The 25,151-nt window shown below is 57.3% G+C and carries 25 protein-coding genes; 15 read left to right on the forward strand and 10 right to left on the reverse strand.

The features are described from left to right. Nucleotides 1-40: 40 nt before the first annotated feature. Genes RGM3321_RS13785 through RGM3321_RS13795 form a run of 3 tightly spaced genes read left to right on the forward strand, consistent with a single transcriptional unit; the run spans nt 41 to nt 1,444 of the window. Nucleotides 41-541 carry a type VI secretion system amidase effector protein Tae4 gene (locus RGM3321_RS13785; protein WP_244393504.1) on the forward strand — a complete coding sequence of 167 codons (501 nt, stop codon included), beginning with the start codon at nt 41-43 and terminating at the stop codon, nt 539-541. Further along, nucleotides 541-975, forward strand: a complete 435-nt coding sequence (locus tag RGM3321_RS13790; protein ID WP_244393506.1) for a type VI secretion system amidase immunity protein Tai4 — start codon at nt 541-543, stop codon at nt 973-975. The genes RGM3321_RS13785 and RGM3321_RS13790 overlap by 1 nt, the downstream gene beginning before the upstream one ends. 28 nt (nt 976-1,003) lie before the next feature. After that, nucleotides 1,004-1,444 (forward strand): type VI secretion system amidase immunity protein Tai4, encoded by a 441-nt coding sequence (locus RGM3321_RS13795; protein WP_244393507.1) that lies wholly within the window; start codon nt 1,004-1,006, stop codon nt 1,442-1,444. A 78-nt stretch (nt 1,445-1,522) separates the two neighbouring features. On the opposite strand, the gene RGM3321_RS13800 is transcribed toward RGM3321_RS13795, so the two are convergent. After that, on the reverse strand, nt 1,523-2,008 hold the full coding sequence (locus tag RGM3321_RS13800) for a hypothetical protein (protein ID WP_244393509.1): 486 nt from the start codon (nt 2,006-2,008) through the stop codon (nt 1,523-1,525). 436 nt (nt 2,009-2,444) lie between these two features. Between RGM3321_RS13800 and RGM3321_RS13805 the strand changes: the two genes are divergently transcribed. Next, the gene (locus tag RGM3321_RS13805; protein WP_244393510.1) at nt 2,445-2,678 is read left to right on the forward strand and encodes a DUF3077 domain-containing protein; all 234 of its coding nucleotides are present in this window, start codon (nt 2,445-2,447) and stop codon (nt 2,676-2,678) included. Nucleotides 2,679-2,719: 41 nt separating this feature from the next. Here the strand turns inward: RGM3321_RS13805 and RGM3321_RS13810 are convergent, their stop codons facing one another. The 4 genes from RGM3321_RS13810 to RGM3321_RS13825 all read right to left on the reverse strand — a co-directional run bounded on the left by RGM3321_RS13810 (nt 2,720) and on the right by RGM3321_RS13825 (nt 5,983). Further along, nucleotides 2,720-3,877, reverse strand: coding sequence for a phosphatidylserine/phosphatidylglycerophosphate/cardiolipin synthase family protein (locus tag RGM3321_RS13810; RefSeq protein ID WP_244393512.1), 1,158 nt, complete (start codon nt 3,875-3,877; stop codon nt 2,720-2,722). Nucleotide 3,878: 1 nt separating this feature from the next. Continuing rightward, the gene (locus RGM3321_RS13815; RefSeq protein WP_244393514.1) at nt 3,879-4,460 is read right to left on the reverse strand and encodes a YceI family protein; all 582 of its coding nucleotides are present in this window, start codon (nt 4,458-4,460) and stop codon (nt 3,879-3,881) included. 81 nt (nt 4,461-4,541) lie between these two features. Next, nucleotides 4,542-4,880 (reverse strand): amidase, encoded by a 339-nt coding sequence (locus RGM3321_RS13820; protein ID WP_244393516.1) that lies wholly within the window; start codon nt 4,878-4,880, stop codon nt 4,542-4,544. Then, nucleotides 4,877-5,983 (reverse strand): serine hydrolase, encoded by a 1,107-nt coding sequence (locus tag RGM3321_RS13825; protein ID WP_244393517.1) that lies wholly within the window; start codon nt 5,981-5,983, stop codon nt 4,877-4,879. Before RGM3321_RS13825 ends, RGM3321_RS13820 begins: the two co-directional genes overlap by 4 nt. A 313-nt stretch (nt 5,984-6,296) precedes the next feature. On the opposite strand from RGM3321_RS13825, the gene olsB reads away from it, so the two are divergent. Beyond that, entirely contained in the window at nt 6,297-7,052 is a 756-nt protein-coding gene (gene olsB, locus RGM3321_RS13830) for an L-ornithine N(alpha)-acyltransferase (RefSeq protein WP_244393519.1), read from the forward strand. Continuing rightward, a complete protein-coding gene (locus RGM3321_RS13835; RefSeq protein WP_244393521.1) occupies nt 7,052-7,888 on the forward strand; it encodes a lysophospholipid acyltransferase family protein in 837 nt (278 codons plus the stop codon). Before olsB ends, RGM3321_RS13835 begins: the two co-directional genes overlap by 1 nt. On the opposite strand, the gene RGM3321_RS13840 is transcribed toward RGM3321_RS13835, so the two are convergent. Beyond that, nucleotides 7,846-8,445 (reverse strand): ACP phosphodiesterase, encoded by a 600-nt coding sequence (locus RGM3321_RS13840; RefSeq protein ID WP_244393523.1) that lies wholly within the window; start codon nt 8,443-8,445, stop codon nt 7,846-7,848. The two genes, RGM3321_RS13835 and RGM3321_RS13840, sit on opposite strands and share 43 nt — an antisense overlap. A 164-nt stretch (nt 8,446-8,609) precedes the next feature. Here RGM3321_RS13840 and RGM3321_RS13845 point away from each other — a divergent pair, with 164 nt between their 5' ends. The 3 genes from RGM3321_RS13845 to RGM3321_RS13855 are packed head-to-tail and all read left to right on the forward strand — an operon-like array spanning nt 8,610 to nt 11,190. Further along, nucleotides 8,610-8,924: a helix-turn-helix transcriptional regulator gene (locus RGM3321_RS13845; RefSeq protein ID WP_002554999.1), complete on the forward strand. Its 315-nt coding sequence runs from the start codon at nt 8,610-8,612 to the stop codon at nt 8,922-8,924. Between the two features lie 28 nt (nt 8,925-8,952). Next, the gene (locus RGM3321_RS13850) at nt 8,953-10,119 is read left to right on the forward strand and encodes an MFS transporter (protein WP_005734688.1); all 1,167 of its coding nucleotides are present in this window, start codon (nt 8,953-8,955) and stop codon (nt 10,117-10,119) included. Nucleotides 10,120-10,140: 21 nt separating this feature from the next. Further along, on the forward strand, nt 10,141-11,190 hold the full coding sequence (locus tag RGM3321_RS13855) for an alkene reductase (RefSeq protein WP_244393525.1): 1,050 nt from the start codon (nt 10,141-10,143) through the stop codon (nt 11,188-11,190). A gap of 71 nt (nt 11,191-11,261) precedes the next feature. On the opposite strand, the gene RGM3321_RS13860 is transcribed toward RGM3321_RS13855, so the two are convergent. From RGM3321_RS13860 to RGM3321_RS13875, 4 genes are all read right to left on the reverse strand, one after another. Next, nucleotides 11,262-11,960, reverse strand: a complete 699-nt coding sequence (locus RGM3321_RS13860; RefSeq protein WP_244393555.1) for a hypothetical protein — start codon at nt 11,958-11,960, stop codon at nt 11,262-11,264. A 162-nt stretch (nt 11,961-12,122) separates the two neighbouring features. After that, nucleotides 12,123-12,974 (reverse strand): ATPase, encoded by an 852-nt coding sequence (locus RGM3321_RS13865; RefSeq protein WP_244393527.1) that lies wholly within the window; start codon nt 12,972-12,974, stop codon nt 12,123-12,125. An 84-nt stretch (nt 12,975-13,058) separates the two neighbouring features. After that, complete coding sequence (locus tag RGM3321_RS13870; protein WP_244393529.1) at nt 13,059-14,051, reverse strand: NAD-dependent epimerase/dehydratase family protein; 993 nt, start codon at nt 14,049-14,051, stop codon at nt 13,059-13,061. 74 nt (nt 14,052-14,125) lie between these two features. After that, nucleotides 14,126-15,025: a LysR family transcriptional regulator ArgP gene (locus RGM3321_RS13875; protein ID WP_244393531.1), complete on the reverse strand. Its 900-nt coding sequence runs from the start codon at nt 15,023-15,025 to the stop codon at nt 14,126-14,128. 94 nt (nt 15,026-15,119) lie between these two features. Here RGM3321_RS13875 and RGM3321_RS13880 point away from each other — a divergent pair, with 94 nt between their 5' ends. The 6 genes from RGM3321_RS13880 to RGM3321_RS13905 all read left to right on the forward strand — a co-directional run bounded on the left by RGM3321_RS13880 (nt 15,120) and on the right by RGM3321_RS13905 (nt 25,024). Continuing rightward, on the forward strand, nt 15,120-15,722 hold the full coding sequence (locus RGM3321_RS13880) for a LysE/ArgO family amino acid transporter (RefSeq protein WP_244393533.1): 603 nt from the start codon (nt 15,120-15,122) through the stop codon (nt 15,720-15,722). A gap of 192 nt (nt 15,723-15,914) precedes the next feature. Continuing rightward, on the forward strand, nt 15,915-16,496 hold the full coding sequence (sodB, locus tag RGM3321_RS13885; RefSeq protein WP_003380941.1) for a superoxide dismutase [Fe]: 582 nt from the start codon (nt 15,915-15,917) through the stop codon (nt 16,494-16,496). A 388-nt stretch (nt 16,497-16,884) separates the two neighbouring features. Continuing rightward, entirely contained in the window at nt 16,885-18,936 is a 2,052-nt protein-coding gene (locus tag RGM3321_RS13890) for a GGDEF domain-containing phosphodiesterase (protein ID WP_244393535.1), read from the forward strand. 169 nt (nt 18,937-19,105) lie between these two features. Then, nucleotides 19,106-20,464 carry an imelysin family protein gene (locus RGM3321_RS13895; RefSeq protein ID WP_244393536.1) on the forward strand — a complete coding sequence of 453 codons (1,359 nt, stop codon included), beginning with the start codon at nt 19,106-19,108 and terminating at the stop codon, nt 20,462-20,464. 199 nt (nt 20,465-20,663) lie between these two features. Beyond that, nucleotides 20,664-21,551 carry a DUF4123 domain-containing protein gene (locus RGM3321_RS13900; protein ID WP_244393537.1) on the forward strand — a complete coding sequence of 296 codons (888 nt, stop codon included), beginning with the start codon at nt 20,664-20,666 and terminating at the stop codon, nt 21,549-21,551. Next, nucleotides 21,548-25,024: a toxin VasX gene (locus RGM3321_RS13905; protein WP_244393538.1), complete on the forward strand. Its 3,477-nt coding sequence runs from the start codon at nt 21,548-21,550 to the stop codon at nt 25,022-25,024. Before RGM3321_RS13900 ends, RGM3321_RS13905 begins: the two co-directional genes overlap by 4 nt. The last annotated feature ends 127 nt before the right edge of the window (nt 25,025-25,151 follow it).

The raw sequence follows: 25,151 nt of genomic DNA on the forward strand, positions 1-25,151 counted from the left end.
ACTCATGCATTGACCCTTACAGAACGATCAAGGAAAAACTATGGCACGGCCATTTTTTACTGCCGCTTGGGCGGCTTCGCAACATATTTATGATCCGGTGGCACCGGAAAAACGAGTGGCAGAGGTGATTGGGGGGTTTGTGGCGCAGAATATAAATAATCCTGATGCGTTGGCAACATGGAAAAATACCTGCGCCGTAAGAATGAGCTATATTCTAAATTACACAGGAGTAAAAATCCCAAAAACACTAGACCAGACAGTATCCGGAGAAGATCAAAATCAATATTTTTTCCGCATTACTGATCTTAAAAATTTCCTGATGAGAAACTGGGGAAAACCAGAAATTGTCAAATACCCGCCTTCTGATAGCGGACCATTGGCCAGCAAAAAAGGCATCATAGTATTTGAAATATCAGGCTGGTCGGACGCTCGACGACATGCGACTTTGTTTGACGGCAGTATCTGCTACGACCATTGCTATTTCAACGAGCCTGGCGTCAACTATCGGACAGACCAAGCAAATTTCTGGAGCCTCACGTAATGCAGTCGTTTCGTGCAGCCATCCTAATTTCTTTTACGCTCGCGACACCTAATATCTTTGCATCTGCCATGTCACTATCACCAGAGGGAATGTATCGAACCCATGCACAAAACTACAAAGACCTTGTTCTTGCGACCTGCATTGCAAGCGCTTATAGATATAATGAAAACGTCGGAATCGACGCTGGCAGCAGCATAACCGCGCTTCGCGACTGGGCTAATTACGACTGGGAAAAAAGCCCTGAAAAGCTTAGAGAACTCGTGGACAAATATCTCGTCAGAGACTATACAAACCCACTGGTCGAGTCCGAGATAATAGGCGTGAGATTCGACTTTCTTAAGTGCCTTGACCTTTACCATAGCAAAGAGCTAGATGTACTGACAAAAAACGTTGTAATCAATCCTACGCACTCCGACATACAAGACTATAAATAACGCCAAGCAATACAAGGAGCAAAGTGCCATGAGGCTATGTCTTGCAGCCATGAAAATATTCGCCGTGCTAGCAACATCCAATTGTTTTGCCTACACCCCCACCTCATCGCCCGAAGGAATGTACAGAACCTTTGAAAAAAACTACAAGGACATGGCCCTCGCCACCTGCATAACCACCGCTTATAAATATGATGTAAACGTCGGCATTGACGCGGGCAGTAGTGTCAGCGCGATGCGTGACTGGACCTACTATGACATGGAAAAAAGCCCCCTTGCGGTCAAGGCATTGGTTGAAAAATACCTCGCCAGAGACTACACAAACCCTTTGGCCGAATCCCAGATAAAGGGTATAAAATTCGACCTATTGAAATGCCTGGACATGTATCACAGCAAGGAACTGGACGCGTTGACGAAGAAAGTCGTTACAGAACCAAATCATACCTACATGCAGAATATCAAAAAGCCTTAACTACTCCCTTCATGCAAAAAGCCTGTCCAGCAAACGCTGCACAGGCTTTTTTTCCATTGCAAGCACTCTACCCGCACATTATCTTTGGGGCGGAGAAACATCATGCTGACTCAATGTAATCCGATAGCTTTTTAACGTCTCCCCCTCGGTAATATACTGCTTACTGAAATATTGATAAACAGCGCCAGTCACTTCTACACCAACACCATTTGGCGTGTCGAAAATCTTCACATCACTCAGAGCGCTGTCAGTCAGCAGAAAAAGATTAGAGTCGTTCAACTGCTTCAGCACTTGCGAGTCGCTGCCATCCAGACGTTTACTGATGTAAAAACGTAAGGTGTCCAGATCTGTTGCGGGTGCGCCGTAGCGGGCGATGTAAAGCCAGTCCCCCTGTGGCAGCTCGCGCTTCATCACTACTTCGTCCGCGCCCGAAGGGCTGTCCAGATAGTCGAACAGTGTGAGTTTCAAAACCACTATCGAGAACAGCAGCCAAAAGAAGAATTTATAGTTGAATTTCAGATTTAGGCTTTCAGGCTGCTGCCCATCACTCCCTGTGTTATCCATTTCCTGCCCTTAGCGCTGAACACGTCTTTATGCTGTAGAGAAGAGTGTACCCACGTTTTCGAGAGGGCAACGAGAACATCCTCAGCAAGCCCATTTCGATAATTCTTGTAGGAATTATCAGCAGGAGACCTCCCTTCCAATTGAAGGAAATTTCCGAGAAAATCCCAGCCTCTTGCGCTTGGCTATTCAGGTCTCTAGCCTTCATCGGTCGCTGCCCAATCAGCGATCAGGTTTGGTAGACCTGAGTGACCTGTGCGCAATGCGCCACCTTCTACAAGGCGCATTTTTACGGCCTGCGTTTATGGTGGCCGTGCGCTTGGCGTTTTCGGACGCACCGGCTTGCCTGGTCACCGGTCTACCAACCTGCGTACGGCCGCCACCCTGATCGTTTGGTAGCGAAAAGGGTGGCTCCTTCCAATGATCAGGAGTTGCAAACATGCCCAATAAAATCGTCCCAGACCCGCCCACCGCCCTGTTCACCGTCAACACATCCGTCAGCCAGGAAGAAGCGCTCAATTACGCTTCAGACTTGCTGCGCTGCATCATTACGACAGCCTATGAATCCGGTGACAGCACTCAGGGCACCAGCCGTGATCTGGCGTTTTCGGTGCTGCACATGGCCGAGATGGCCAAAGCCATGGTGGACCGCTCGCTGGAATGCATCGTGTAGCGTGATGACAACGCGGGGCCATCGCTGGCCCCACTTAACACTCAGTTACGCTGATCCAGCAGGTTCACCACCAGCCGGTCGATCCAGCCCCACAAGCGCTGTTTGACGCGTCGCCACAGAGGTCTGGCCTTCCAGTCTGCCAGTGTGGTTTCGGCGCTCAGGGCGAAGTCTTTTTCGAAGCTGGCGACCACATCGCAGGTCAGCCCGGGGTCGAGGGCTTCGAGGTTGGCTTCCAGGTTGAAGCGCAGGTTCCAGTGATCGAAGTTGCACGAGCCGATGCTCACCCAGTCGTCGATCAGGACCATTTTCAAGTGCAGAAAACACGGCTGGTATTCGAAGACCTTGACCCCGGCCCGCAGCAGACGCGGGTAGTAACGGTGACCGGCGTAGCGTACGGATGGGTGATCGGTGCGCGGCCCGGTCAGCAGCAAACGTACATCGACGCCGCGCGACGCTGCCCTGCGCAAGGCGCGGCGGACTTTCCAGGTGGGCAGAAAGTAGGGGGTTGCCAGCCAGATGCGCTTTTGCCCGGTGTTCAGTGTGCGCACCAGCGATTGCAGAATGTCGCGGTGCTGGCGAGAGTCGGCGTACGCCACACGGCCAAGGCCCTCACCGGCTACCGGCGCGGTGGGCAGATGGTCCAGACCGAAGTTTTCTTTCGGGCGCCAGGCGAACCGTCGGGCATTGGCGTGAAACTGCCGGTTGAACAACGCTTGCCAGTCAAGAACCAGCGGCCCGGTGATTTCTACCATCACTTCGTGCCATTGGCTGACATCCTTGTCTGGCTCCCAGAATTCATCGGTTACACCCGTACCGCCGACCACCGCCAGCGTCTTGTCGACCACCAGCAGTTTGCGATGGTCGCGGTAGAAGTTGCGCACGCCACGCCGCCAGTGAATAGGGTTGTAGAAACGCAGAATCACACCGGCGTCGGTCAGTTGCTTGCGCAGCCCGGCGTCGAAGGCTTTTGAACCGAAGTCGTCGAACAGGCAGCGCACGATCACACCACGCCTGCCCGCCTCGACCAGCGCGCGCACGATGGCGTCGGCACAGGCCCCGGCTTCGACCAGGTACAGCTCCAGATCAACCTGCTGCTCGGCCCGGTCAATGGCTGCAATCATGCGCGGAAAGAACGCAGGACCGTCGATCAGCAATTGAAAGCGGTTGTTTTCACGCCACGGAAAAATCGCACCGTTCATATCAGCGCGCCGTGAAGATCAGGACAGCCCCGACCGGGACTGACAGACTGACCGCCGACAAGCCTGCCGCGCTGCGCAAGGCGTTGAAGTCCGAAACCATATCGAAGTCCTGAGCATGAATCACCAGCGGTTCGAGCGTCACAACCTGAAAGCGGCGCTCGTCGAGGCGCGTCGCCAGCAGTTCGGCGTTGTAGCTGTGACTCTTGCCGCGCAGGCTGACGGTCAGCGGTAAACGCAATTCCAGTTGCGCGCCGGGAGCAAGGTTATTGATCGGGCGCATGTCGAGCTGGGCATTGATCTGCGCAGCGGGAAACTTGCGTACCTGAAACACCTGCTCCCGCAGGCGCTCGTCGCGCAGGGGAATGCCGGTGCTGACGGACTCTGTTTCGACTTCCACCTCAGCCAGCCCTTTGGGGTCGACCTTGCCGTGCAGCACGAGGAAGCGATGCACCTCGGCAATATCGGCATTTTTGGTCGACGTGAACGAGAGCCGCGACGACTCGTTATCCAGATACCAGTTCGCATGGGCAGGTAACGCCACTGCGGCCAGCATGACCAGCAGCAGGCGATTCATAGTGAGCATGCAGACTCCAGACGTGCAATTGAGGGCCACCTTATCCGCCTGTCTGACCTCTGGCAAACCACGACGTTCGGCAGCAATCCATCAAGGCTCGGACGGCAACAGTCGGCAGCCTTGTCGCTCACCCTGCCACGACGCACTGCTGGTTCGTCCAAGGCCGTTGGCAATGACCTTTTTCTGGCCGCTGTCGTCGATCAGCGTGCTGGGCACGTACTGTTTGACATAGCCCAGGCAATACGCCTCGGGGTTGTTCATGACGTACCTGCACGAGCAGTATTCCTTGGCGGTGTAGGCACTGATGATGGTGGGGAATGCCTGCAGGTTCACGCGGTACTGCCAGGCAAGTACCGCGAGCGCAGCAAGGATCAGCAACAGCAAGCTGCTGAAAGGTCGACGCAGGATGAACATTCGGCGACTGCTCATTGACCGCCCTCCTTGCCAAAGGCTGCCTGTATGCGCTTGAGCATCTGATTGTGGTCGTAACTACCATCGCGGTCATCGCCATAGCGCACGATCACCAGCTTCCGCTCAGGGATCACGTACAGCGCCTGCCCCCAATGGCCCATTGCGGCAAAAGTATCAGGGGGCGCATCCGGCCACGGTCCTCTGCCGCCATCGGCAGTGCGGTTGAGCCACCACTGGCCGCCAGGGACTTCGACGTTGGCATCTATCTGCTCGCCTGCAAACGGCGTCAGCACGAAGTCCATCCACTCCTTGTTGAGCAACTGCCGAGCCTGCCATTGCCCGCCGCGCTGCATCAGCAAGCCGATGCGCGCCAGGTCGCGGGCAGTCATATAGGCATATGACGACCCTACAAATGTACCCACGCCATCGGTTTCCCAGACGGCACTGCGAATGCCGAGCGGGTCGAATAGTGCGGTCCACGGATAATCCGCATACGCCTGTGGACCGACGATATTTTTCAACGCAGCAGCCAGAACCGTGCTGTCGCCGCTGGAATACAGGTAAGCCTTGCCGGGGGATTTGGCTGCGCGGTGCTCGGCGGTAAAGCGCGCCATGTCGTCACGCCCGCGGGTGTAGAGCATGGCGACTACGGAAGAGTTGAGCGGTGCGTATTCGTAGTCTTCCTGCCAATCCAGACCCGACGCCCAGTGCATCAGGTCTTTGATGGCGATATCGGGGTGCGCCTTGAACGGCGTGTAGAACTTCGCTACCGGGTCATTCAGTTGAAAGCGCCCTTCTGCGAACGCCACCCCCAACACCGTCGCCATGATGCTTTTGCTGATCGACCAGGTCAGGTGCGGCGTTTGCGCGGTGGTGACACCGGCATAGCGCTCGTACACAACGTCGCCATCACGAATCACCAGCAGCGCATCGGTGCGTACGCCCTTGCGCGAGGCGTCGTCGCGAGGTGGGAAGGCGTAGGCCTCGAGTTCTTCGATGGCCGCAGATCGCGGCGCAGGCTGAGAAGGCCATTGTTCTGTTGGCCATGTTTGAGCAACGACGCCCTGGGCACTGAAGCCCAGGATCAGAACCAGACACAGGCGGACGAATCTACGCGGCATGACAGGGCCTCTACAGAGTAATCCGCATACCGTATCAGGGCTTCATGACAGTCAGCCATTACCCCGGAACAGGACGCAGAGCGTCCAGAACGGCATACCCACGCAGAGCATGGGCACGATAGTGATCCTTCGTACGCCGCTCGTTCCTCACGCTCCACCCGCGTGGAAATGCCCACAGCGTTGCCCGTCACACAACCATCACCAAAGCTTCACAGGCATGACACGCCATCTCCCTAGCCTGCAAGTACGGCAAAGCGCCTGGACAAATCAGTCAACCAGCCAAACTCTGCATGGCTGGCTCATGGAGATTCGTATGACCCAGATCGCCCGCATTCGTGACAACACTTCTGAACGTCGTCTTCAGGCCGAGCGCCTGATTGGAGCGAGCGCCTTGCAGGAAGCACAGGCGTTGCGTTTCAGTGTGTTCAGCGAAGAGTTCAACGCCCGTCTCAACGGTGCTGAACAAGGCCTGGATATCGACGATTACGATGTTCACTGCTCGCACATTGGTGTGCGTGACCTGAACATCGGGCGTCTGGTTGCCACTACCCGCCTGCTCGACCACAAGGCCGCCAGCACGTTGGGGCGCTTCTACAGTGAAGAGGAATTCAGCCTGCACGGCCTGGTTCATCTGCAAGGTCCGATTCTTGAACTGGGCCGTACCTGCGTAGACCCGGCCTACCGCAACGGTGGCACCATCGCGGTATTGTGGAGCGAGCTGGCCGAGGTGCTGAACGAAGGCGGCTACAGCTACCTGATGGGCTGCGCGAGCATCCCGATGCACGACGGCGGCATTCAGGCGCACGCGATCATGCAACGCCTGCGCGAGCGCTACCTGTGCAACGAGCACTTGCGTGCCGAGCCGAAAAACCCGCTGCCGACACTCGATATCCCGAGCAATGTGATCTGCGAGATGCCGCCACTGCTCAAGGCTTACATGCGCCTGGGTGCCAAGATCTGCGGCGAACCTTGCTGGGACGAAGATTTCCAGGTGGCCGACGTCTTCATCCTGCTCAAGCGCGACGATCTGTGCCCGCGTTACGCCCGTCACTTCAAGGCGGCCGTGTAATGAGCCGGGCACGCGGCTATGCCCGCGTAGTCCGGGTGCTGCTGGTCGTGGCGCTCGGCTTGACGATTGCCGGAACATTCGCGGTTCTGGAACGCACCAGAATCGGTGGGTCGATGGAACGCAGGCAGCGCTGGAGCCGTTGGTTCATGGCGCGCCTGACCAATGCCCTGCCGTTTCGCGTCACCGTGACAGGCCAATTGCCAACCCAGCCCATGCTGTGGGTCAGCAACCATGTGTCGTGGACTGACATCGCCCTGCTGGGCATGCTGGCACCTCTGTCATTTCTGTCAAAGGCCGAAGTCCGGACCTGGCCGGTAGCAGGCTGGCTGGCGCTGAAGGCCGGCACGCTGTTCATTCGTCGTGGGTCGGGCGACAGCCGTCTGATTCAAAAGCAGATGTGCAATCACCTGCAACAAGGCAACGCACTGCTGATCTTCCCGGAAGGCACAACCACCGACGGCAGAAGCCTGCGTACATTCCACGGCCGCCTGCTGTCCAGTGCCATTGAAGCCGGTGTGCCTATTCAACCAGTAGCCATCGGTTACTCGCGTAATGGCAAACCGGACCCGATTGCCCCGTTCATTGGCGACGATGACTTGCTGTCCCATCTGCGCCGACTGTTCGCCAATGAGCAGAGCGATGTGCACATTCACCTGCTGACCCCGATCCCGACGGCGGACCAGGAACGCGCTGCGCTGGCGTTCAAGGCCCAGCAAGCTGTTCAGGTGGCACTGTTCGGTGAACCTGTCACGGGTGAGTCAGTGATCGGTAAACAAGTACCCGGCGAGCCTGCTCAGCCGAGCGAAGTGGCTTCGCGTTCGGCCAGAGCAGCCTGAGCAAAATCCTCCAATAGTGGATAGAACTCGGCGAAATCCGCACTCAAGGGCTGGTACAGCGCCTGCAGCTCCTGCATGCCGCCTGCCAGCCCTTCGGGTCGTGACAAGCGTCGGGATATGCCGCTCAGCACCTGCCCCAGCACGTCGAAATCCCGATACGAACCCAGCCAGTCCTGCGCGGCCATGCGCGGGGCGATCAATGCGAGCCGCTCGGGCAATTGCGGCTCGGCGGCCAGCGTGCCATAGACCTTGCCAGTAAACACTTCCAGCGGCACATCGGCGTAGCGATGCCAGTCGCGAGCCAGACAATGATCGAAAAAGACGTCGAGCATGATGCCTGCATAGCGTCGCCGCTGAGAGGGAAAGCGGGCAATGGAGGCCTTGATCAGCGGGTGGCTGTCAGTGAAGGCGTCAATGCTGCGATGCAGCCGAATGGCCGCTTCAAGCTCCGCAGGAAAACGTCCTGACAGCGGACCTTTGACGAAGTCGCCATACAGGCTGCCAAGCAATTGAGCAGGCCGGTGCCCGCCGAGATGGAGATGTGCCAGATAGTTCATGTCTGCAAGACTACGCCGCTTTAAAGGCCGAGGTCTATATATCGATATAACCCGATATAGCGATTTGGCCGGTCCTAAGCACAAAATCATATTTGTATATCGCGAAATACAGATATAAGGTTCGCCCTATCGCGATATATCGCTACACCGCCTGTGAGAACGACATGCCTATCGACCTCGACGACATAATAAAAGCCCTGGCCCATCCGGTCCGCCGAGAAATCCTGACCTGGCTGAAGGACCCCCGCGCGAGCTTCCCCGCTCAGCAATACTCGATCGAACATGGCGTGTGCGCCGGACAGATCGATCAGCGTGCAGGATTGTCCCAGTCCACTGTCTCGGCCCATCTGGCGACCTTGCAACGCGCTGGCCTGATCAGCAGCAAGAAAGTCGGCCAATGGCATTTCTTCAGACGCAACGAAGAAGTCATACAAGCATTCGTTCAGGCGCTGGTTGAAGAACTGAACAACCCGACCTGATTTTCCAACGTTTACCAGGAGCTGCCCCGTGCCTCTTTCGCTACTCATTCTGGCCCTGAGCGCCTTTGCCATCGGCACCACCGAATTCGTCATCATGGGCCTGCTGCCCGATGTGGCGGCTGACCTCGGGGTATCGATCCCCGGCGCAGGCTGGCTGGTAACCGGCTATGCGCTGGGCGTGGCCGTCGGCGCGCCGTTCATGGCCATGGCCACGGCAAAACTGCCGCGCAAGGCCGCGCTGGTCACGCTGATGGGGATTTTCATCATCGGCAATCTGCTCTGCGCGCTGGCCAGTGACTACAACGTATTGATGTTCGCCCGCGTGGTTACAGCGCTTTGTCACGGTGCGTTCTTCGGCATCGGTTCGGTGGTTGCCGCAGGGCTGGTGCCTGCCAATCGCCGCGCTTCGGCGGTAGCGTTGATGTTCACCGGTCTGACCCTGGCCAACGTGCTGGGCGTGCCCCTGGGCACCGCATTGGGTCAATACGCAGGTTGGCGCTCGACCTTCTGGGCGGTAACGGTCATCGGGGTGATTGCACTGATCGGCCTGATCCGTTTTCTGCCGACCAACCGCAATGAAGAAAAACTCGACATGCGCGCCGAACTGGCCGCGCTGAAAGGTGCCGGTATCTGGCTGTCGCTGACCATGACCGCGCTGTTTTCAGCGTCAATGTTCACCCTGTTCACCTACATTGCCCCACTGCTCGGCGAAGTCACCGGCGTATCGCCCAAGGGCGTGACCTGGACGCTGCTGTTGATCGGCCTGGGCCTGACCGCAGGTAACGTGATTGGCGGCAAGATGGCCGACCGCCGCGTGTCATCCACGCTGATTGCCGTGTTCGTTTCGATGGCGGTGATCTCAACCGCTCTCAGTTGGACCAGCGCCGCGCTGATCCCGACTGAAATCACCCTGTTCCTCTGGGCGGTCGCTGCCTTTGCCGCCGTCCCCGCCTTGCAGATCAACGTGGTGACCTTCGGCAAAGCCGCGCCCAATCTGGTTTCAACCCTGAACATCGGCGCTTTCAATGTTGGCAACGCGCTCGGTGCCTGGGTCGGTGGCAGCGTCATCGCCCACGGCCTGGGCCTGACCAGCGTACCGCTGGCCGCAGCCATGCTGGCTGTGCTCGCGCTGCTGATCACGCTGATTACTTTTCGTCAGACTGGCAACCCCGATCTGGCACCTGCTACACACTGATCAATCACGAGGATTCGACACATGACGACTATCTTTGACCCGATCACCATTGGCGATCTGCAACTGCCAAACCGCATCATCATGGCGCCACTGACGCGCTGCCGCGCCGACGAAGGTCGCGTGCCCAATTCATTGATGTCCGAGTATTACGTGCAGCGTGCTTCTGCAGGCCTGATCCTGACTGAAGCCACATCGGTCACGCCGATGGGTGTTGGTTACCCGGACACACCCGGCATCTGGTCCAACGATCAAGTACGTGGCTGGAGCAACATCACCAAGGCCGTACATACCGCTGGTGGCCGTATCGTGCTGCAACTGTGGCACGTTGGCCGCATCTCCCACCCGGCGTACCTGAACGGCGAAACTCCGGTGGCCCCTAGCGCTATCGCAGCTGAAGGCCACGTCAGCCTGATGCGCCCGATCACCCCGCTGCCGACCCCGCGTGCGCTGGAACTGGCAGAAATCGGTGACATCGTCGAGGCCTATCGCGTCGGTGCGGAAAACGCCAAGGCTGCGGGCTTCGACGGCGTGGAAGTACACGGTGCCAACGGCTACCTGCTGGAACAGTTCCTGCTGACCGGCACTAACCAGCGCACTGACGAGTACGGCGGTTCGCTAGAAAACCGTGCCCGTCTGCTGCTGGAAGTGACTGATGCGGTCATTGAGGTGTGGGGCGCTGGTCGCGTGGGCGTACACCTTTCGCCTCGCTTCGACATGCACGACATGAGCGATGCTAACCGTACTGAAACCTTCAGCTACGTGGCCAAAGAGCTCGGCAAGCGCGGTATCGCGTTCATCTGTGCCCGTGAGCGTGATGCTGACGACAGCCTCGGCCCGCAGTTGAAGAAGGATTTCGGCGGCGTCTACATCGCCAATGAAAAATTCACCAAGGACACCGCAAATACCTGGCTGGCAGAAGGCAAGGCCGACGCTATCGCATTTGGTGTGCCCTATATCGCCAACCCGGACCTGCCTGAGCGCCTGGCCAGCGATGCACCTCTGAATGAAGCGCATCCCGAAACGTTCTACGGCAAAGGGCCGGTCGGCTACATCGACTACCCACGCCTGTAACACGGCGCTGCAACAGCAAAAAACCCTGACTCGCAAGAGCCAGGGTTTTTTATCGCCCGTACTTACTGCTGTTACAGCGTAGCATCAGGTCCGACTGTACCTAGCACATTGCCTTCGGCATCAGTGATAGTGCCGTCCGTTAACTTCCAGCGACCGTCGGGGTAGTTGATAGAGCCATCTGCCATGACCCAGGTCCCGTCCTTGTGTTGAACATCGCCGCCTGGGTGCTCGACCGAACCGTCGGCATGCACGGTGGTGCCATCCAGGTGTTGAATAGTGCCATCCGTGTGCTTCACGGACTGGCCATCTGCCGCCGCAACACTTCCATTCGGATAGCTGACCGTACCATCCGGGTTGAAGACACTGTTGAGCGGGTGGATCAGCTGTAAAAAACCGGTGCCCGTGTTGATGATTGCCAGCAGCTTGTCCAGGCGCGAAGGTGCCTCAGGGGCCGGCGGTATCTTTTGCACAACGGGTGGTTTGATAGCAGTTTTGACCGGCGGCTTTACAGGCGGCCTCACTGGGACTTTCACCTTGACCGGAGGCTTCACGGGCGGCTTCACCGGATCCACCACCTTGACCGGAGTCTTTACAGGCGGCTTGACCTTCACCGGTGGCTTGGCCTGCTGGAGTAGCACATCCTCCGGATAACCCGGTACGTCGGCGTAAGTGGGCAACGGCGCCATAGCAACTTCGTCTTCCCCCCAGCCTGATTCTTCAGAGGGGATGTGATGTTGCTCGGTTGTTCCTTGCGGGGCATAGGTGTACATATCATTGATTCCATTCATTATTGAAACTCCATTTATTTAACAGCCAGGCAAGCGTAAGCCCTCCCTCTATTGGCAAGCACATATCTATTTAACGAGTACAAAAAATGTCAGGAAACTTGCCAGCGGCTATCTGCTATGGACAGCCGTCGGCAAGTCTTGCCTTCAACGACGCGCGTTGAGCTGTTGCGACAGATTCTGGATCTGGCTGGTAAGGGTATTGATATTGCGGGTGACCTGAGCACGAAATGCGTCGAACTCGGCAGTATTGGCCTCTCCTGACGGGGCCGGGCGGTTTTCCTGTTCGCTTTTCATGACCATCAGGTCCTGCTCCAGGCGCTCGACAGCAGCCGACGGGTTGCCCTGTTTCTTCAGTGTTGCAACATCGGCTGCCACGCTTTTGATCTGCGCATCCAGCTTGCCCTGATCGGCCTGCGCAGTTTTCAGATCGGGCAGCGCGGCCTTCAGCGTGGTCAGTTCAGCAACGACGCTTTTGAGCTGCTCCTGCAACTGCGCGCTTTCACTGTGCTGCTGCGCGGTTTGCGCGGCCATCTGCTCCAGACGCTTGTCGAGACTGCCCTGCTGGCCTTCAACGCCCTCACGCTGTTTGTCCTGATCTTCCAGTTGCGCTTCCAGCAGCTTGATGCGCTGCTTGAGCGCCTCGCCATCGCTGGACAGCGCCTCGGTCGCAACGACTTTGCCGGAAATGTCCTGCAGACGTCCCGCCGCTTCTTCGCTGATGCGCGCAAAGCTCTCCTGAGTGGCGACCAATTGCTGCTCCATGAGAGAAACCTGCTGAAAGCTCCACCAGCCCAGACCACAAAAGGCAATGAACAGCGCGCCGACCAACGCCCACAACGGTCCGGTGCTCGGCCCCTTTACCTTGACCACCGGTGTGGTACGCGAATAGACCGTGGTGCGTTCGCGTGCACCATTGCCCGGCGCGAAGTCGTCATCGTCGTCCTTGGCGCTCAGGCTGGGAACGTCATCGACGTCATCGTATGGATCATTGCGCATGAGTAACCCTTCAGGAAGCTGTTAAACCAAAGTCTGGCAGTATAACAACAGCGCGTAACCAATCTCACTGTGCCACTACCGCATTCAGATTGCGTGCTGTGCCTGCCACCAGCCACAGAATTCATCCAGCGCCGTCCACAGACTGACCTGAGGCTGATAATCGAGATAATGCCTGGCGCGGCTGATATCAAGCGTAAAATCCCTGTTCATGACCTGCATGCCCATTCTTGACAGCGTAGGTTCAGGTCGGCCCGGCCACAGCATGCAGGCACCTTCATTGATCGCCGCGGCACTATAGGCCAGCCCGTATGAACGATAACGGGTGACTTGAGGCAGGTGCATCTGGCGCATCACATAATTGATCGCGTCCCACAGCGGGACCGGCATGCCGTTGCTGATGTTGTAGGCCTTGCCCAGCGCCGAGCCGGTTGCCAGCAAGCTGCTCAGCATGGCTTCGTTGAGATTGTGCATACTGGTGAAATCCACCACGTTCAAACCGTTGCCGACAATCGACAGACGCTTCTTGCGCTGCATGTGCAGCAAACGCGGGAAAATACTGTTGTCGCCTGCGCCGGTGACAAAGCGCGGCCGCAGGGCGATCACTTCCAGGCCGAACTCTTCAGCACCGAAGACCTTTTGCTCGGCCAGGTATTTGGTCGCCGCATAGTGGTTATGGAAGCGCTTGGGCACCTGCTCTTCCTTGATGCCACGGTGCGACTTGCCATCAAAGTAGATAGACGGCGAGGAAAGGTGAACCAGCCTTCGCACCCTTTGTTTCAGGCAGCCCTCGACTATATTCTCAGTGAGCTGCACGTTTCCCTGCATGAAATCCTGGCGACGTCCCCACAGGCCGACCGAGCCTGCGCAGTGCACCACAGCTTCCACATCATCGCACAGCGCCCGCACCAGATAAGGGTCAGCGAGGTCGCCCTGGATGAACTCTGCGCCACGCCTGACCAGGTGCTCGACACCTTCGGCACGACGGCCATTGATCCGCACGCTCATGCCCTGCTCAAGGGCAAAACGCGCAAAGCGTCCGCCGATGAAGCCGCTCGCGCCGGTGACCAGAATCTTCATTTACCGCTCCGTTAACGCATCTACAGGAAAGGGAAAACCCTGCCTGCATGGATTACACATGATCATGTTGACGATCATTCCTCGCTCAGCGGCACCAGCCAATCGGCCGAATGTTGCGCAAGATGTTCGGTAAGCCGGGTCAAGAGCTGCCCGCCATTGCGCCAATGGTGCCAGTACAGCGGCACATCGATGCAGCGCTCCGGCAGCAATTCAAGCAGAGTGCCGCTGCGCAATTGGTCGCGCACCTGCAACTCGGGCGCCAGGCCCCAGCCCATTCCTGCCTCGATCATACGTATGAAACCTTCGGAGGACGGGCACAAATGATGCTCGAAGCCGTCCTGAACGCCAAGAAGTGCCAGATAACGATGCTGCAAAAGGTCGTCCGGCCCATATACCAGTGCTGCCGATCTGGCCAGTTTTTCAGGGCTCACACCGTGCGGAAAATGGCGGGCGATGAATGCCGGACTGGCCAGCGCACGATAGCGCATGGCCCCCAGCAACTGACTACGCGCCCCGGCCACCGGACGCTCGCTGCCACACAGGCAGGCCGCGACCTCACCCGCACGCATACGCTTGAGGCCTACGTCCTGATCTTCAACGACCAGATCCAGCAACAGCCGGTGTTGCGTGCAAAACGCCCCGATTGCCGGTGCCCACCAGGTCGCCAGACTGTCGGCATTCAAGGCGATTCGCAGACGCTCGGGCATGCCCTCTTCATCCAGCGCCGGCACCTGACTCTGCAAGTCGCGCTCCAGCAGCCGCACCTGCTGCACGTGATTGAGCAGGCGCCGTCCGATGTCAGTCGGGGTCGGTGGCGTCGCCCGCACCAGCACCGGCAGACCAATACGTGCCTCCAGCAATTTGATGCGCTGCGAAACCGCAGATTGAGACAGCCCCAGCACCTGAGCGGCACGCTCGAAACCGGCTTGTTCTATCACAGCCGCCAATGCAGATAACAATTTGTAGTCGAACATCAGTTTTCCTAATGAGCGATGAATATTATTTGTTTTCCTTATATCGCTTAACGCATAAGAATCGCCATCTGAATCTGCTCAATGGAACGTCTTTATGTGGCAAAGCTACCTTAATGGCCTGCTGATCGCGGCAGGCCTGATCATGGCTATCGGTACTCAGAACGCTTTTGTACTCGCTCAGGGCCTGCGCCGTGAACATCACGTACCCGTCGCGTTACTGTGCATTCTCTGCGACGCCATTCTGGTAGCAGCAGGCGTCTTCGGACTGGCCAATGTGCTCGCACAAAACCCGACATTGCTGGCGGTAGCGCGCTGGGGCGGGGTGATATTCCTGAGCTGGTATGGCCTGCAGGCATTGCGCCGCGCCTGCTCGCAGCAAAGCCTTGAACACAGCGCAGCCGTTGGCAGAAGATCATTGCGCACCGTGTTGCTCAGTGCGCTGGCCGTTACCTTGCTGAACCCGCACGTGTATCTGGACACCGTGCTGCTGATTGGCTCGCTCGGGGCACAACAGGATGTGCCGGGGGCTTACGTGGCCGGTGCTGCCAGCGCCTCGTTGCTGTGGTTCTCAAGCCTGGCACTCGGCGCGGCATGGCTCGCGCCCTGGCTGGCCCGTCCCGCCACATGGCGCATACTGGACGTGATGATCGCCGTGATGATGTTCAGCGTGGCCTTTCAGTTGATCCGCTCAGCCTGACGGGTTTCATGAGCGCCAGGTCAAACGCGTTGGAACCTCTATCCCACACAGTTGTTGCGTGGTTAAGCCGCAGACCCGGTGCTATGATCCGGGGTCTGCGCCGCAAAAGAGTAAAACTCCCGGTGCATGCTGTATCTGGCCGCCCGTGATCGGCCGTGCGATTACCGCAATTGACCTGAAAGGAGATAAACCATGGCTTTTGAATTGCCGCCACTGCCCTACGCCAAAGACGCTCTGGTGCCGCACATTTCTGCGGAGACTCTGGAATATCACCACGACAAGCACCACAACACCTACGTCGTGAACCTGAACAACCTGGTGCCAGGCACCGAGTTCGAAGGCAAGACCCTGGAAGAAATCATCAAGACCTCTTCGGGCGGTATTTTCAACAACGCCGCTCAGGTCTGGAACCACACGTTCTACTGGAACTGCCTGGCCCCTAACGCTGGTGGCGAACCTACCGGCGCGCTGGCCGAGGCGATCAACACTGCATTCGGTTCCTTCGACAAGTTCAAGGAAGAGTTCAGCAAAACCTCCATCGGCACATTCGGCTCCGGCTGGGGCTGGCTGGTAAAGAAGGCTGACGGCTCTCTGGCCCTGGCCAGCACCATCGGTGCCGGCAACCCGCTGACCAGCGGCGACACGCCATTGCTGACCTGCGACGTCTGGGAACACGCCTACTACATCGACTATCGCAATCTGCGTCCGAAGTACGTAGAGGCGTTCTGGAACCTGGTGAACTGGGACTTCGTGGCCAAGCAATACGCAGCCTGAGTCCAGCGCCGTCAAAAAACCCGGCCTCGAGCCGGGTTTTTTATGTTCCAGACTTACACCTATAGTCTTTCCAGATGCGTGTTTAATAAACGGCGTCAGACTTCGACCTGCCAGTCAGGTGAATGACAAATGTTTTTTCGCCTGCCGCTGTTACTTTGTGTATTGTCAGAAAACGCTAGCTGACTCGCATCACGACGTAATTCTTTACAGTGTTCTGCTCAAGTTACCCACCCGGCCACCCGACACACTAAGGTGGCTTGGGCCAGCAGGTGCAAGGAACGCGAAGATCAGCCAGACGCATCGCTTCTGACCACGTCACGACGGGCGGATCTGGCTTTTCGAGGGTCATGGGGCGATATGTCCTCCGACACGAACTAAGGAACGGCCATTGAAGCTGGAACTCAAGAATAGCCTGTCGGTAAAGTTGCTGCGCGTCGTACTGCTTTCGGCGCTACTGGTAGGCGTCGTACTCAGCTGTGCGCAAATCGTTTTCGACGCCTACAAGACGCGTCAGGCCGTGGCCAGCGATGCCGAACGAATTCTCGGAATGTTCCGCGACCCCTCCACGCAGGCCGTTTACAGCCTGGACCGTGAAATGGGCATGCAGGTCATTGAGGGTCTGTTCCAGGACGACTCGGTACGCATGGCGTCGATAGGACATCCCAACGAAAGCCTGCTGGCAGAAAAAGACCGCCCGCTGAAAAACTCTCCAACCCGCTGGCTGACAGACCTTATCCTCGGCCAGGAACGCAGCTTCACCACGCAACTGGTCGGTCGCAGCCCCTATAGCGAGTATTACGGCGACCTGCGCATCACGCTGGACACCGCCAATTACGGCGAAAGTTTTCTGGTCAATGCCGGAATCATTTTCGTGGCCGGAGTGTTGCGTGCATTGGCAATGGGGCTGGTGTTGTACCTGGTCTATCACTGGTTGCTGACCAAGCCACTGTCGAAAATCATCGAACATCTGATCGCGATCAACCCTGACCGCCCCAGCGAACACCAATTGCCATTGCTCAAGGGCCACGAGAAAAACGAACTGGGGATTTGGGTCAATACCGCCAACCAACTGCTGGCCTCCATCGAGCGCCACACTTATCTGCGCCACGAGGCGGAGAACAATCTGCAGCGCATGGCGCAATACGATTTCCTGACCGGCCTGCCCAACCGACTTCAGTTGCAGACAGGGCTGGACAGAATTCTTGAAGATGCGGGACGTCAACAGCACCGGGTCGCGATTCTCTGCGTGGGCCTGGATGACTTCAAGGGTATCAACGAGCAGTTCAGCTATCAGGCAGGCGATCAACTGTTACTCGCGCTGGCTGACCGGCTGCGCGCCCACAGCGGACGACTCGGCGCTCTGGCGCGGTTGGGCGGCGATCAGTTTGCACTGGTGCAGGCCAAAATCGAGCAACCCTACGAGGCAGCAGAGCTGGCGCAGAATATCCTGGACGAGCTGGAGGCCCCGTTTATAGTCGGTGAACAGCAGATCCGGTTACGAGCGACCATTGGCATCACGCTGTTTCCCGAGGACGGCGACAACACCGAGAAACTCCTGCAAAAAGCTGAACAGACCATGACGCTGGCCAAAGCCCGCTCGCGTAACCGGTATCAGTTCTACATCGCCAGCGTCGACAGCGAAATGCGCCGCCGTCGTGAACTCGAAAAAGATCTGCGCGAAGCCTTGCCGGGCAATCAGTTGTACCTGGTCTATCAACCACAGATCAGCTATCGCGATCACCGCATCGTCGGCGTAGAAGCCTTGATCCGCTGGCAACACCCCGAGCATGGTCTGGTGCCGCCGGATGTATTCATCCCGCTGGCCGAGCAGAACGGCACCATCATCGCCATCGGCGAATGGGTGCTTGATCAGGCCTGCCGCCAGCTACGGGAATGGCTTGATCAGGGCTTCACCGACTTGCGCATGGCGGTCAACCTGTCGACCGTGCAACTGCACCACGCGGAACTTCCGCGCGTGGTCAACAACCTGTTGCAGATCTACCGCCTGCCTCCGCGCAGCCTGGAACTGGAAGTGACCGAAACCGGCCTTATGGAAGATATCAACACCGCTGCCCAGCACCTTCTGAGCCTGCGACGCTCCGGCGCCTTGATCGCCATTGATGATTTCGGTACCGGTTACTCGTCGCTGAGTTACCTGAAAAGCCTGCCGCTCGACAAGATCAAGATCGACCGGAGTTTCGTTCAGGACCTGATTGACGACGACGATGACGCCACCATCGTGCGGGCCATTATCCAGCTGGGCAAAAGCCTTGGCATGCAGGTCATCGCCGAGGGTGTGGAGACGCTGGAGCAGGAGGCCTATGTCGTCACTCAGGGCTGTCACGAAGGCCAGGGCTACCTGTACAGCGAGCCGCTGCCCGGTCGGGAATTGCTGGCCTACCTGAAACAATCGAGAGAGCGTAACGCCGCCAGCCTCTAAACGGTAATGCTGTTTCGAGCCATCTTGAAACCGACTGTTACAACCTGCTGAATGCCTGAACACGACCGCAAAGGCGTTTTGCCTTTACATCGAATGCAAATCTTTCGCATCATGTCGCAGATTTTCTGGGCGCACCCCGCCATCACCTTTATCGACGCAGGATTCCGTCATGATTCGTATGCCTCTGGCAACCGCTAGTCTGTTGGCCATCGCTATCTCTCTCGCCGGTTGTGGCGAAGGCAAGGACAAGGCTGCCGCCCCGGCACCCGCGCCGGCCGCTGCTCCGGCGACTCCCGCTGCGGCGCCTGCTGCCCCTGCTCCAGCCGCAGCCGCCCAGACTGACGACGCGGCGGCCAAGGCTGTGGTCGCGAATTACGCCAACATGGTGTCTGCGGTGTTCGACGACGCCGAGGCTGGTGCGAAAAAACTGAGCACCGCCGTCGACGCATTCCTGGCCAAACCCAGCGATGAAACCCTGAAAGCCGCACGGGATGCGTGGTTAGCTGCGCGTGTGCCTTACATGCAGAGCGAAGTCTTCCGCTTCGGCAACACCATCATCGACGACTGGGAAGGACAGGTTAACGCCTGGCCCCTGGACGAAGGCCTGATCGACTATGTCGCCAAGGATTACCAGCACGCGCTGGGCAACCCAGGCGCGACTGCCAATATCATCGCCAACACCGAAATTCAGGTGGGTGAAGACAAGGTCGACGTGAAGGAAATCACCTCCGAAAAACTCGCCAGCCTGAACGAGCTGGGCGGTTCCGAAGCGAACGTTGCTACCGGCTACCACGCCATTGAATTTCTGCTGTGGGGCCAGGACCTGAACGGCACCGGCCCTGGTGCCGGGGCTCGTCCAGCCAGTGACTACCTTGAAGGTGCCGGCGCGACCGGCGGCCACAACGACCGCCGCCGCGCTTACCTCAAGGCCGTTACCGATCTGCTGGTCAGCGATCTGGAAGAAATGTCCGGCAACTGGAAGGCCGGCGTTGCCGACAACTACCGTGCCACGCTGGAAGCCGAATCCGGCGAAAGCGGTCTGCGCAAAATGCTCTTCGGCATGGGCAGCCTGTCGCTGGGTGAACTGGCAGGCGAGCGTATGAAAGTCGCACTGGAAGCCAACTCAAGCGAAGACGAACACGACTGCTTCAGCGACAACACGCACAACTCGCACTTCTACAACGGCAAGGGTATTCGTAACGTTTACCTGGGCGAATACACGCGTACCGATGGCAGCAAAGTCAGCGGCCCCAGCCTTTCGTCTCTGGTTGCCAAGGTAGACCCGGCCACCGACGCCACCTTGCGCGCCGATCTGGACGACACCCAGGCCAAGCTGCAGGTCATCGTTGATCACGCCAACAAGGGTGAGCACTTCGACCAGTTGATCGCTGCCGGCAACACGGCAGGCAATCAAGTGGTACGTGACGCCATCGCTGCGCTGGTCAAACAGACGGGTGCGATCGAACAGGCCGCTGCCAAGCTCGGCATCACCGACCTGAACCCGGACAACGCTGATCACGAGTTCTGACCGGTACTGTTTGCGCTAACAACCAATGCCGGTCAGTTCGCTGACCGGCATTTTTTATGCCTGACCGATATGCGCATCAGGTCTGGCCAGCGATATTTCAGCGATCTTTGTAGGGCTTTTCCCAAAGTCATTTCTGCGTATTGAAAACGTTTCCCACACCACCGAGTATCCGCGCCCCTTGCCCCATCAAAGCGCGCACATGTTTGAATTTGAATCAGGCCCTGACGGTCTGTCATGGTCGAAAAACGCTTATCTACTGCTCAACGCCATCAATCTCCCACAGTTGAGAAGAAAGCTTTTCGAGTGGAATCCAGCGCCGATCTGCGCGCTGCTTTTTCTGCAAACCCGCTTCAGCGACTTACTGGATCACTCGCCAGCGCTGGTTCAGATCGACGGCCCACACGACCCGACCTTTTCAAATTTTTTGACTTACGCGCACGAAGAATGGGGTCTGCTGTTGTTCAGTGACCCCGACCACAAGACAGTGGCTGATCACCTGCGCTGGCTGGTGTTCGTTGATAAACCAACAGGCAAGGCCTGCCACTTGAACCTTTCCGACCCGCCTGTCGCCAACGCGCTGTTCGGGCTTCATCCGGCGCACACCGACAATAGGCTGTTTGGCCCTATCGACAGCGTTTATGCAGTAGATGTCATTACTGAACACTGGGTCCAGCACGAGCGCCTTGGTGAGCCAGCCGTTCATGACAAAACTGTTCTGTATCGGATGAACGACCGGCAGATGGAGGCCATGAATGACGTCGCGTTTCGCCTGATCGTGATCAGTCTTGACCAGCACTTGCGCACATTTTTTCCGGCCTACCTCACCTCCACGGGTTTGAAGTCGCGATACGGCCATGTGCATGCTCTGGCCGTCACAGCCTATGAAGCAGGCTTCAACAGCGAAGCGGATATTTTCCATTACGCCAACGTCACCTGCTTTCTGGCTACCCAGCCGGCCGAGTTGCATCTCGATATCAGAGCGCTGATGAATGAAAAGTCCTCATTGACGCCATCCCGGCGTATTCAACAGGCCAACTGGCTGGCAGTGAAACGCAGTCGCGAACCGCACGGAGCAACCCGGCCATGAGCCGCAAAACACTTTCCCCGGTGGACAAAGCCTATTGGGAGTCCAGAGCAAAAAGCCATATTGATGCCCGCAACAGTACGAGCAACTGCCCGTTAATGGGCACCAAAGTCCAGTTATTGCCACTGCGTTACGGCCGCGTGGAACGGCTTCATAACCTGCCGGATACCGCGGGTTACAGAGACGTGAAACGACCGCTCGGCTTGCGTCTGGTGCGTGACGGCTATTTGTATGTGATTGATGAAAGCAGTGGTTACCTGCATGAGTATCGCCTCGACAACGGCGTGCCGACCAAGCTGCTCTGGCAGGACCGGGAAGTCGCTCAGGATGTCAGGCAGACCACAATTGGCGAGCACACCCTGATCTTTGCCCGCGATACAACATTGCATGTCGCCTATGCCGAACTGCAATGGACCGCTGCCAAATGCACCCATGTGCTGGCCAGCGCTGCAGACCGTTTCTATTTCATGCAGAAAGTGAATCTTGCTGCAGCCGATTGCCAGCAAGGCGGCGTTCATCTTCGCGTCGAACAGCAGGTCAGAGAGCAACTTGCCGAGCTCGCCGAGTTGCCGGCACAACAATGCACTACACCCGAGATGCCCGAAGGCGAACGCCAGGACTATGTCTGGGAGCATCTGCCACTGTTTCGCGAGGCGCACATCGGCGAGTTGAAAAATACACTCAACCCGTTCTACGAACTGAATCACCTGTATCTGGTGCTCGACGACAGCATCGGCATTCTGCGTGACCTTGCGCAGGAGCAGGACGAGGTAGTGGGCTGGCTCAACCAATGGCGTGAGCGCAACGACAATGAAATGCGTTACATCACCGCCAGCTACATTGACACACTGATGAGCGTTGGCGACAACACTGCCCGGCAGACAAATCCTGACTCGAAACTACTGAACACTGCTACGCCCGAACAACGCAGCCGCATTTACGATTACCTCAATGCGCGCAATGACTGGCACCGGGAACACCATCAGGGACCTGTCCCAGTCACTACTTCAGCGGGGCAGTATTCCGCGATGCGCGGGGGTGCGTACGCCGAGCGGCCGCAAACCAGGTTTGCCAGACTCGACATGGAAAACAAGCACTCACAGATGGTGCTCGTACTTGGCAAACCACTCCATGAAGAACTGAAAGACGACATTGAAGCGCTGGAAGAGAACAGCCAGGGCACGCTAAACGGTGTGGGCCTCGGCTCACGAGGCATTTACGATCTTGTTCGTCACCAGGAAATGCAAGCCTATCTGACTCAGGAGCGCTCGCACCTTCAACGCTGGACGCAGCGCCTGGACGATATCACCCATGATCGCGTGAGCCTGTTCACTCAAGGTGAGCTCTTTCGAAGTGCCTGGTACTTCGACCCAGACCATCCCGACCAGTTGAAAAGAGCCTTGGCGATGGAGCTCAACTGCACCCGCGACCTGTGCCGCACCGACGAAAGCCTGCGGAAGGTCAGCGACTACTTTCACGACAACCCCCACTACATTCTGCCGGTGTTCTATGGGCGTCTGGACATGGACTTTCTGCGCGCCAAATCAGGCAACCTGCTCAAGTGGCTGGATGATATTCACAACTTCAGCGACGGACTGGCCGATGCGCAAAGGCGCATCGCTGATATCAGCCACATCATGGGCAATCACTGGACCAACAGTCTGAACCTGGACCCGGCCGCCCGACCCTTTCATCAAGCCGTCAATGCCAGTTATATCCCGGCCATCGCCCTGCACCTGGAGCGCTGGCTGATTAAAATGCAAAAGCAGTTGAACAGCCCACAGCTACGCCAACATCTGGATAACTTCAGCAGGGCAAGCAATCGAGCACAGCGACTGGGCATGCTGGTGGCGCTGCAACAGGAAGCCGTCACTCTAAGAGTTGCAAACGAAGCCGACGTGACAAAATTTCGCGACAACTTCGTGCGCTTGAATCAGCTGCTTGCTACCGAAGACGACCTCATCAGAGAGCGCAACCGCCTCACCAAACTTATCAACCGCCGCACACTGACAGCGGATCAACATCAAGGTCTGCTTTACGAAAGGCAATACACCAACCAACGGCTACTGCAGACCCGCAACACGCGCGACGCGCTGCGCCGAGACCTGGAAAAAGCCATTACCCCGACCGGCACTCCGCGCAATGGCGCGATTGGCGTTCGACTGGATATTACTGACCCGCAACTGCACGCGCTCAATGCCGAAATTGACAGGCTGCGGACGGGGGCGTTTGGAGGGTATGCAACTCAGGGGGCGGCTGCGGCGGCGCTGAAGGGCAGTTTCTTCCCGTTACTGGCGGTGTGTTTGCAGGTTGGGAATCTGGGGGAGGCGTGGGCTGTTTGGACGGGTGCAAAGGATAATAGATCTGCGAAAGACTTAGTAATAGCGACCGCAACCCTTTACTCCTTTGCAGCCGCTGCTCTGGCCGTTTACCAGTCGGTACATATTGCTATCGTAGACAGAGCACTGCGCATCCTGATGATTAACAGTGCCGAAACTACGGGCGGGTTACTGGCGGTACGACTGGGCTCATTAAGTCTGGGCCTGGGCAGTGTCATCGCTCCTCTGAGCTTGCTAGGTACAGTCGGCACACTATGGAATGACTGGGAAAAATGGAAAAGCGCGTTTATTAACGGAACCTCGGGAGAAAGAGCCGGAGCCCTGATGGGCTTGACAGGTGATGCGGGAGCCATCGGAATAAATTCTGCCATAACGCTATATGCAGGAAAGGAGATGGCCGGGCTTTGGGCGGACATAAAAGCTGCAACGCCATCGACAAAAAAACTGATTGCCAGTCGAGCGTGGGCCACTCGGGGTCCTCGTTTCCTTCATGTCTCCATGTATCTGACACCTTGGAGTCTGGTTTTCGCTGCGCTGCAGTTAAGCGGGGAAACACTCTACAATTACTCAAGCCTGGATGACCAACAACGCTGGTTATTAGGTTGTATTTGGGGAAAAAATCCAGAAGGCTGGGACGGGTCCGAACATGGTCAAAAACTGGCCGAAATCAATTTATTACCCACCGTCTTTGACAACGGCATTATCCGTCGTCGCATTGAAGGCGAACCCGTACGCAGCTTACATCTGGTATTACCAGGCCTGACAGAGGCGACCTTCGATGACACATCGCTACGCTGGACTGCGGTGTTACATAATTTATCTTCCAGAGAAGACATCAGTGAGGCGCTTTGCCAAAGAGCCTCCATAGTCTCTGCGTCCCCCTTGACCCTAAAGCTGGAGATACCGACTGACTGGCAGGGACATAACACAGTTATGCTTTTGCAACTGGCAGCAAAGCCCGCACTGGCAACAGTATTCTTGAAAGAAAATCAAGGATACTTGCACTACCGAATTCCGTTGAGCATGGATATCAGGAGCAATCCTATCAGCGCATCGTTGCCATCATCCGAAGAGGCGCTCCAATTACCGACCACGCAGATAAAAAGAGATAAGCTTTGTGACTTCCAATCATCATAATCTGCCGCCCAATGAAAGCGGTAGCAAGCAAGAGTCTGCCCACCAGGCATTTTATCTTTCGCCACTCCCTGTCCCCACAGGGGCTGTCGCTGTCAGCGCATGGAGCTCCTGCAAATCAATCAATGAG

Source organism: Pseudomonas sp. RGM 3321, from assembly GCF_022836805.1.
In the GTDB taxonomy this organism is placed as follows: domain Bacteria; phylum Pseudomonadota; class Gammaproteobacteria; order Pseudomonadales; family Pseudomonadaceae; genus Aquipseudomonas.